The sequence below is a fragment of the Endozoicomonas sp. SESOKO2 genome, assembly GCF_024606245.1.
Lineage (GTDB): Bacteria > Pseudomonadota > Gammaproteobacteria > Pseudomonadales > Endozoicomonadaceae > Endozoicomonas_A.
This window is the reverse complement of the sequence record NZ_JAHHPQ010000786.1, coordinates 1-9,017: the sequence shown is the minus strand read 5'-3', so window position 1 is coordinate 9,017 and position 9,017 is coordinate 1. Positions and strand designations below refer to the sequence as shown.

The window sequence follows — 9,017 nt, the reverse complement described above, 5'->3', positions numbered from 1 at the left end:
ATGGATGTTGCGATCAGTGGCAGTGGCTGGTTTGCGGTCAAGGGCAGTGATGGCATCCAGATTAGCCAGCGTCACCACATCGGTAGTAGCCTGAGCGGGTATAGAGGTCTGGTTGATTTTCAGGTCGGTCTGGGTACCAGCCAGTACGTTGCCCGATGCATCCGCTGAATACCCCTGAAGCCTGAGGCCCTTATTATTCACCACGTTATTGTTGGCATCTAACTGAAAGAAGCCTGCACGGGTGTAATTCATTTGGCCATTGTCATTAACTACGAAAAAACCCTGACCATTAACCGCCATATCAAGAGCATTTTCTGTGGAAGTGATATTGCCCTGGGAGAACTGCTGGCTGATAGAGGCCACCTCAACACCTGCCACCTGACCATTACCGCCTCCTATCGAAGAGGCATAAACATCAGAAAACTCTGCGCGGGACCCTTTAAAGCCAATGGTATTACTGTTGGCAATATTATTACTGACAATTTCCAGATCCTGCTGTGCAGCATTTAATCCGGTCAACCCAATTCTGAACGACATTCCTCACCCTCCCTGATAGTCTCAGTTGCCAATGATCGAGATAGAAGACAGTGGCACAGATCCCATGCCCTCAAGCCTTAATTCAGCTCCGGCATTGGTCATATTGATACCAGACACCGTAGATTTCATAGACAGCGTACCGCTGTATGCTTCATTACCGTTGACTCCGGTTGCCGTGACTGTGTATTGCCCGGGAACAAGATCATCGAGAGTGAATGGAACGATACCTGCAGACTGTTGACCCAGTGATTTGGACTGAACCAGGCTACCATCCGGCGTATAAACCCGAATAAGGACGTCCGAAGCATTGACCTGCAACTCAGTCCTTCCGCTGAACTGACCTGCCTCTTCTACCGACAAACTGTTGGACTCAACCCATACTTCTTTCCCTACCAGTCCAGCTGCCCCCAAAGACTGGGACTGCTGAAGTGAACTGGTCAAACCACCAATGCGATCGTCAATCGAGTTGAGGCTTTCAACAGAGGATATTTGGGAAAGCTGGGTCAGCATCTGGTTTGTGTCCATCGGCGCCAGGGGATCCTGGTTGTTCAATTGTGCGATGAACAGTTCAATAAATTGGTCCTGGTTGACCTGTAGCGTTCGGCTGTCATTGTTCACAGGGTTAGCGCCGCTGCCTGATGAAACCGGATTAATGCCCGTCATAGTGCTCCTTTTTACTCACCAAGCGACAGCAATCGTTGCTGTAATTTCTTGGCGCTAACCATCACTTCCATACTGCTCTGGTAGCTGCGAGTGGCCGACAGCATGTCAGCCATTTCCTGCATCACATTGATATCCGGATAGAAAACATAACCCTCCTGATCAGCCAGAGGGTTATCGGGCTCGTATCGTTTATTTTTTGCGCTGGGTGGCATTTCCAAAACACCATCAACTTGCACCTGTGCAGATCCTTTATTCTCTCCAACAGCCTGCTGATACATCACAGAAAAAACAGGTTTTAGAGGGCGGTAAGCTTCTTCAGGCGAACTGCCTGCACTGGAGATGTTAGCGAGGTTACTGGCAATGGTATTCAGGCGAACCATCTGGGCATTCAATGCCGAACCGGATATTTCATAGAGGTTGTTCAAAGACATTTATAGACCTCCCTTAATAGCCTGCTCAAGGGAGCCCAGCTTTTTACGGAGAAAAATAAGGCTGGTTTGAAAGTCCATAGCATTCTGTGAGAAGGAAGCCTGCTCAACCCCCAATTCAACCGAATTGCCATCAGTACTTTGCTGGAATGGAACGCGATACATCAATGAACTGTGTTCAGCACTGGGCGACATTTCCAGATGCCTGCCGTCGGTGATGGCGTCTCCGGAAAGCTGGTGCTTCAGGATGGCCTGGAACTCTACATCCCGGGCCTTAAATCCCGGTGTATCAACGTTTGCCAGGTTGCCGGCAATAATTTCTGCACGGGTTCCACGAAACGCCAGCGCCTGGGGATGAACACCCAACGCAGACTCAAAGCTGATGGCCATAGGAGTTAAGCTCCTGCTTTATCGTTATTGATTTACTCCTAATCGACGACAACCCTGCTTTTATTCATTGCTATTTATTCATTGCTGAATTAAGCAGCTTGCACAGCAAAAACAGATTGCCTGTGTCAATGCTCGCTTTGCCACTCTTATATCTCTCAGTGGTCTGTCACCCAAGTTCACGTTGACTTAAGATTTATCTAGCGACCCGGGAAAATCTTTAGTAACTAGCGATTAATAATTGGAGTGCAAAAAACCTTCATGCTTTTAAATACAATGACACGACTGTTTCCTCTATGGGCTGTTATCTTTTCAGCTCTGGCTTATTCCTTCCCCGAGAGTTTTGATCATCTGGGCTACCTGATTAGTCACGGACTCAGCCTGATCATGTTGTTTATGGGACTGACCTTATCAGTGAACGACTTTGCCCGGATCAAAGATCGTTTACCCGCGCTCTATACAGGGGTGATGCTGCAATTTGGGATCATGCCTTTTGCCGGGTTATTGATTGCACAACTTCTGAGTCTTCCTGTGGATCTGACAATAGGCATGATTCTGGCGGGCAGTGTTGCCGGAGGAACCGCTTCAAACGTACTGTGTTATCTGGCAAAAGGCGATGTTGCCCTGTCCATTTCCATGACAGCTTTATCAACCCTGACAGGCGCTTTCGCTACCCCCTTGTTAATCAGTCTTCTTGCCCACCAATATATTGAAGTGGAACCACTGGCAATGATGTGGAGTCTGGCCAAGGTGGTTGTTTTTCCGGTGGCGCTGGGGATTCTGGTCAACCATTTCTGCCATGGTTTCGTGCAAAAACTGAACCCCCTGTTTCCACTCTGTTCCATGGCGACTATTCTTCTGGTCATTGCCGTCGTAGTGGCGTCTAACGCTCAAGAGCTTCCAGAAATTGGACTCATCACCATTCTGGCAGTGGCACTGCACAATGGCACAGGTCTGAGTCTGGGTTATCTGGTAGCGCATCTATCAGGCTTTGACCGGAAAACCTGCAAGACTGTCGCCATTGAAGTCGGTATGCAGAACTCCGGCCTGGCGGTAGTATTGGCTACTAAATTCTTTACGCCTGCCGCAGCCCTGCCAGCCACCTTCTTTAGCATCTGGCATAACATCACAGGCTCTGTTCTTGCTACCTGGTGGGCAAAGAGAGATAACGTTACTCAAACCGGTGAGCAAGAGACCTGATCTCGTTTATAATCGCCCTGAGCCCATTACCCCGTGAGGGACTCAGATGGTTATAAAGATCCAGTCTGGCAAACCAACCATCCATATCAAAACGACTAATGTCTTTTGGTGTGCAACCGTTAAAAACGGAGAGCACAATAGCGATCAGTCCTCTTATCACTCTGGCATCGGAGTCCACAGCAAAGTAAATGTTCATGGTCTGCTCATCATAAAAGTGGTGCAGCCAGACAGTACTTTCACAACCATGGAGTCGTGACTCTTCCGTTTTCATGGCTTCTGGCAAAGAGGGCAGTTTCTTACCAAGCAACATAATATGCAGGTATTTGTCCTGCCAGCTCCGGGAAGTAGTGATGGTCTGGAAAATCTGGTCTTTTGTGAACTCAGCAGCATGTTCACCTTCAAGCTGATTGAAGAAGGCTGAATCACCCTTAACCTCTTTACTCTCATGAACAGAATTAAACTCGCCTTTCACAATACGGATGAGCGCTTTCAGAAACGCCTCCACATCTTCGAGCGTGTTATAGACGGAAAAAGAAGCTCTGATGGTTCCTGCCAATCCCAGATGCTCCATCAACGGCATGGTGCAATGATGGCCGGTCCTTACGGCTATACCCTGTTGATCCAGCAAAAGACCAATATCCTGATTGTGAAACTCTTCGACCACAAACGAGACAACAGAGACTTTATGTCTGGTTTCCCCCACCAGGGTGACTCCCGGAATATTTCTCAGACCTTCTTCAGCTGTTTTTCTCAACCTGTCTTCATGCTGGGCAACCTCTTCCATATCCAGCGACCTCAAAAACCGGATAGCTTCCCTAAGTCCGATCACGCCCGAAACATTGGGAGTACCGGCTTCGAACTTGAACGGTAATTTGTTAAACGAGGTGCCACTGAAACTGACCTGCCGAATCATTTCTCCCCCGGCCTGCCAGGGCGGCATGGCTTCCAGCAAAGCTTTTCGACCGTATAAAACACCGATACCCGTCGGGCCAAACACTTTATGGCCGGAAAAAACATAGAAGTCGCAGTTCAGTTTCTGTACATCAACACTGCAGTGCGCCACCGCCTGAGCGCCATCCACTAACACCAGTGCGCCCACGGCTTTAGCTTCAGGTATAAGCGTTTCAACCGGATTCACTGTTCCAATCGCATTGGAGACATGGGTAATGCCAAGAATCCTGGTCCTATCCGTCAACTGTGCACGAAAACTGTTGAGGTCAAGCTCCCCCTGCTCTGTGATATTAATAACTTTGATCACGGCTCCCGTTTGTTCGGCTACCAGTTGCCAGGGCACAATATTGGCATGATGCTCCATGGCCGAAAGCAGAATTTCATCACCCGGCTGCAACTGACTTCTTCCCCAACTTTGAGCGACCAGATTCAGAGCTTCTGTCGCTCCCCGAGTCCAGATAATTTCATCTGAACTGGCGGCATTCAGGAAATGCTTGACCTCCTCCCTTGCTTCCTCAAATGCGTGGGTTGAGCGAGCACTCAGGTAGTGTGACGCACGATGTACATTGGCATTGGCTTCCCGATAAAAGCGATTGATGGCTTCAATGACCGGGAAAGGCTTCTGGGTAGTGGCAGCATTATCTAAATACACCAAAGGATGACCGTGGACGTTCTGCTCCAGAATGGGAAACTGCTTTTTCAGGTTCATGTGAGCCTATCCTGATTCGATTCGGGCACTGTATTGATTAATACGGATTATTATCGATTGACGATATTGATAGTGACAATATTAAAGTCCGGAGCAGTTTCGATGCTAAACCTGCAAACTCTCAAGAAACGGGATGCTATCTATCTGATGGTTGCTCGTTTCTATTATCAAGGATTTGTACCCGAACAAACGACAGCCTCCCAGCCCGAATATTTCATAAATAAGAGCAGGTTCCTCCCAATCACCTGATATGATTGGGTCGACCAAAAGAAAGCTTCGGAAGAAGCAAACCGGAACCTGCTATGGCGAAACATACACAAGAAGCTCTTCGTTTTCACCCCGTTAATGGTAAAACTGTCAGAGCTGATTTTAACTGAAGGGAGTTGTCCTTCGATTTTGGTGCTTTACTGCTTCATGAAATGGCCATCTGTACTGAGCTCATTCCCCGGCTCATTAAGGCAATCCGGGACAAACGACATCAATCTTATACTGACCATTCCAGTAAGAAAAAGAGGAGCCCTGATCCGGGAAAATATTCGATCATTAATCGTTCTTCCATAATTCAGTGATTCTCAACTTGTAATCTTCATCGACGGTCACCACATGTCGGCTATCGGCGCTGAAGTCGGCTGAGGTAACTGCATCATTATGTTGAATGATGGCTTTTACCCGCCATGATCCACCCGCTTGCAGGCCACTGATTTTCGCCGTGCCGTCATTACTGGCGGTCACAACATGGAGGCCATCGGTGCTGAATGTGGCTGAGCGGACACCATCGTCATGAACAATTGTGGCTATTTCTTGCCATGATCCATCGTCCTGCAGGTTAAAGATTTTCGCCGTACTATCATAACTGGCGGTCACCAGATGGCGGCTATCGGCGCTGAATGTGGCTGAGACAACAACCAGGTCATGCTCACTTGTGGCTATTTCCTGCCATGATCCATCGTCTTGCAGGCTAAAGATTATCACTTGGCCATCCCAGCCGACGGTCGCCAGGTGGCAGCTGTCGGCACTGAATTTGGCAGAGGCGGGGGTACCGTATACACGGGTGTTTTTTTCTACCCATGATCCAGCAGCCCCCTGAACATAAATTTTTTGAATTGTATCATCACCGATGATCACCAGATGACGGCCATTGGGGCTGAGCTTGGCCGAAATGATCCATCTTTGATGAATAGTGTCCTCTACTTCCCATGATCCATCGTCCCCCTGGCTAAGGATTTTCACTTCATCACTTCCGGTGGTCACCGCATGACGGCTATCAGCACTGAAGGTGGCTGAAAGGACCGGGATAGTATGGGTAATGGTGTTTTTTATTTCCCATGATCCATCCTCCTCCAGACCATAGATTTTCGCTGTTTTATCGTTACTGGCGGTGACCAGATGACGGCCATCGGCGCTGAAGGTGGCTGTATTGATCTTGCAAGTGTGGGTAATGGTGGCTGTTATTTTCGATGTTCCATCGTCTTCCAGACCATAGATTCTTGCCGTTCTATCGACATTGCCGATCACCAGATGACGGCCATCACGGCTGACGTTGGCAAAGAGGACACTACGATCATGGGAAATGGCGACTTTTGGTTCCCATGATCCATCGTCTTTCTGAACATAGATTTTATGGCTGCCGTTCAACAGATGGCGGTCATCGTGACTGGCGGTCACCAGATGGCGGCCATCGGGGCTGAAGGAGGCTGTCTTGACTTGGTTTACATGGCGGATTTCGGCTTTATCCACTAACTTGAACTTCTCACATTGAGACATCAGTTTACTGTTGATGAACAGTAACTGAGCAGGAAAATAAAGACTCTTTTGTTGTTCTATGAGTGACTCGACAGCGCCCCTATCCGCAAACGGCTTCAACCAATGACGGAGTTGTTGCTCGTCTTTTGCCCTGAGGATGGACTCTAGTTGAAATGGGTACGGCGAAGGAATCTGGCGATACCAAGCTCTTTCCTGAGCTTTATCGTTTTCAACAAGATCGCGAAGATGTTTGCAGACCTTTTTTAAACGGGTAATCTCACGAAAGCCCAGATAGCGAATAATCATGCGCTGTGTTAATTCGGGCAAATCCAGGAATAAACTTTGACTTTTCTCATAGACAGTCACTTCCCTGCCTGCGCTGAAACCCGATGGTGCTTGCTCCGGCTGAATTTGCTCAGGTGTTGGCCAGAGTGAATTTTCAATGCTGGCATTGCTGTTTATCAGGTCCATTTTTTTTAAGCTCCAAAGTCAGTACTTACCCCCGCCTGGAAAGGGCATTCGAAATTGATTCGATCTGTTTGAGTCGATTTTATAATGGAAGTTCAAAACAATGAGGTCAGTGGAGTTAAGAGAAAGAAGCACCCTGATCCGGGAAACAGCCAGCCAGCCTGCCCCACGGTGCTCAACAGTACAGCCTGTTTAAACCAAATACGGCAATATCTGCTACGTTTGTTCAAAAAAACATCAACCATTCGGACTGTAGCAGTGTTTATGAAATATTCGGGCTAGAATAAATGCTGCATTAATGCAGTAGGAGATTTGATCATGTCGAGGCAGAATGCAAATCCAACTTTCAGGCTGGCGTTTTTGACGATTTTATTATCGATGTGCTCTCTGAACGTATTCTCCGTTGGTCTGGCACAGATAGAATTCTTGCAGGGAGCCGGTGCCGATAGCTTCACAGTGACTACAGGATTTCCAAGATTATGCATCGACCATGTCTCGCCATGGACTCTGCAAACGCTCCCGGGGAGCGGACAGACCATGAATATTTATTACCTCCAGGGTGCGGGTTTCTGCGACGTAGATCCGTCTGTCCAGCTGTTCGAGGTGAAAAGTAATCAACATCCTGACAAGCTTGCCCAATTTAAATGGTTAAAGGACGCCGGTGAAGACCCAACTTTGGTGGACATCTATGACCCTGATCGGTTATTAACCATTGATGCCGACGATGTCTACCATTTTAAAGTCTGGGCCAGTTATAGTGGTCAGTCTCGCTGAGAACTCTGGCAAATTGAATCACTTCAATGTGGAGACAATAAAATCAGACAACAGGTTAACCAGAACATCACATAAGTCACTTTCGACTCAGATTAATTTTCACTGACTGAGAACCCACCGACTGCATGATAAAAAGTTCGGCAGGTCAATAGGAATAACCTCTTATTCCAGAACAATCGAACCAATTAGAAAATAGCGCATTACTTTAAGAATCTACTGAACAGACAATGCGCATAAATCCATATCGCGAACAAAAACTAAAATTTGTTGGAGCCTCCCTACTCCTGGCTGCAGGACTTCAAGGCGCGTTTGCTGCGGAGCCTGCAGGTGAGGACTACGATTTTGCCGGCGTACCCTTCCTGTTCAGTTCTGAAGACTGGGGCACCGCTCTGGGTGGTGCCGGAGTTATCAAGGGCGTTGGACAACCACAAGCCTCTCTGTTCGGAACCGCCATCGCCTCCAGCAATGGTTCCGCGATGGTCTATGCCGGTCTTTATAATCTCACCATTCCTGATCTTGATCAGATGCTGGTGAGTGTGAATGCTCTTTATGGAGACTACACACGATCCAGTTATTACTTGCCCGGCAACCCTCACTTTTCCGGAGAGCAACCCGGCAGTAATGACTCGAGTAAGGACAACTTCATTACCACAGGCAGTATTGAACAAAGCTACACGGCCCGTTTCAAATACATTTTGCCCATTGCAGAAGGTCGAGACGGTGCGATGTCCAGCCTGAAACAGGATGCTTTGGGCAATGCCGCTTCGGGTCAAGTCTGGAACCCTCTGACATCCGGCATCAGCTCTTTCGAGGTTCAGCCTTTCTACAAAAGTCAGGAACTGGATGACTACTCAACAGATTCCGCAGACAAGGCAGCTGGCATCAAGTTGATTCTGGATTACGACAATCGTAACGCCAGTCAGCTGCCGTCCCGAGGCAGTCGGACAACCTTCACCTACACCAGAGACTGGGGTAGCGAAAGCCGTACAGACTGGACGACCTGGGAATTTGAGTTCAGCAAGTTCTTCAACCTCGGCAGCAATGAATATCTTGATCAGCAGGTCATCGCAGTGAACGCCTGGCTTGCTGATACGCCCACCTGGAACGACACTACCCATGTCAATGGCGAGCAAGAGTTCAAGCGCCCTCCTTCTTTT

General features: G+C 48.2%; 9 protein-coding genes. 3 read left to right on the top strand and 6 right to left on the bottom strand.

All coding sequences use genetic code 11. The features are described 5' to 3' along the window. From KDK17_RS18735 to flgB, 4 genes are all read right to left on the bottom strand, one after another. The coding region (locus KDK17_RS18735) for a flagellar hook-basal body complex protein (RefSeq protein ID WP_257288784.1) at nucleotides 1-537 on the bottom strand (537 nt) is incomplete at its 3' end. A 21-nt stretch (nucleotides 538-558) separates the two neighbouring features. Then, nucleotides 559-1,200, bottom strand: coding sequence for a flagellar hook assembly protein FlgD (locus KDK17_RS18730; protein ID WP_257280604.1), 642 nt, complete (start codon nucleotides 1,198-1,200; stop codon nucleotides 559-561). 11 nt (nucleotides 1,201-1,211) lie between these two features. Further along, nucleotides 1,212-1,631 (bottom strand): flagellar basal body rod protein FlgC, encoded by a 420-nt coding sequence (gene flgC / locus KDK17_RS18725; RefSeq protein WP_257288783.1) that lies wholly within the window; start codon nucleotides 1,629-1,631, stop codon nucleotides 1,212-1,214. Continuing rightward, nucleotides 1,632-2,018 carry a flagellar basal body rod protein FlgB gene (flgB, locus tag KDK17_RS18720; protein WP_257288782.1) on the bottom strand — a complete coding sequence of 129 codons (387 nt, stop codon included), beginning with the start codon at nucleotides 2,016-2,018 and terminating at the stop codon, nucleotides 1,632-1,634. Nucleotides 2,019-2,291: 273 nt separating this feature from the next. Between flgB and KDK17_RS18715 the strand changes: the two genes are divergently transcribed. Continuing rightward, complete coding sequence (locus tag KDK17_RS18715) at nucleotides 2,292-3,215, top strand: bile acid:sodium symporter family protein (RefSeq protein WP_257288781.1); 924 nt, start codon at nucleotides 2,292-2,294, stop codon at nucleotides 3,213-3,215. Here KDK17_RS18715 and KDK17_RS18710 read toward each other — a convergent pair. Continuing rightward, nucleotides 3,187-4,875, bottom strand: coding sequence for a SufS family cysteine desulfurase (locus tag KDK17_RS18710; RefSeq protein ID WP_257288780.1), 1,689 nt, complete (start codon nucleotides 4,873-4,875; stop codon nucleotides 3,187-3,189). The two genes, KDK17_RS18715 and KDK17_RS18710, sit on opposite strands and share 29 nt — an antisense overlap. Before the next feature lie 543 nt (nucleotides 4,876-5,418). Next, the gene (locus tag KDK17_RS18705; RefSeq protein WP_257280601.1) at nucleotides 5,419-7,089 is read right to left on the bottom strand and encodes an F-box protein; all 1,671 of its coding nucleotides are present in this window, start codon (nucleotides 7,087-7,089) and stop codon (nucleotides 5,419-5,421) included. A 357-nt stretch (nucleotides 7,090-7,446) separates the two neighbouring features. On the opposite strand from KDK17_RS18705, the gene KDK17_RS18700 reads away from it, so the two are divergent. Both KDK17_RS18700 and KDK17_RS18695 read left to right on the top strand, forming a co-directional pair. Continuing rightward, nucleotides 7,447-7,860: a hypothetical protein gene (locus KDK17_RS18700; protein ID WP_257288779.1), complete on the top strand. Its 414-nt coding sequence runs from the start codon at nucleotides 7,447-7,449 to the stop codon at nucleotides 7,858-7,860. Between the two features lie 227 nt (nucleotides 7,861-8,087). After that, nucleotides 8,088-9,017 (top strand): hypothetical protein (locus KDK17_RS18695; RefSeq protein WP_257288778.1); only part of this gene is annotated, 930 nt, incomplete at its 3' end.

Excerpts from the sequence above, each read along its gene's own strand:
- KDK17_RS18730 (WP_257280604.1), bottom strand. The coding sequence starts at position 1,200 with ATGACGGGCATTAATCCGGTTTCATCAGGCAGCGGCGCTAACCCTGTG.
- flgC (WP_257288783.1), bottom strand. The coding sequence starts at position 1,631 with ATGTCTTTGAACAACCTCTATGAAATATCCGGTTCGGCATTGAATGCC.
- KDK17_RS18705 (WP_257280601.1), bottom strand. The coding sequence starts at position 7,089 with ATGGACCTGATAAACAGCAATGCCAGCATTGAAAATTCACTCTGGCCA.
- KDK17_RS18710 (WP_257288780.1), bottom strand. The coding sequence starts at position 4,875 with ATGAACCTGAAAAAGCAGTTTCCCATTCTGGAGCAGAACGTCCACGGT.
- flgB (WP_257288782.1), bottom strand. The coding sequence starts at position 2,018 with ATGGCCATCAGCTTTGAGTCTGCGTTGGGTGTTCATCCCCAGGCGCTG.
- KDK17_RS18715 (WP_257288781.1), top strand. The coding sequence starts at position 2,292 with ATGACACGACTGTTTCCTCTATGGGCTGTTATCTTTTCAGCTCTGGCT.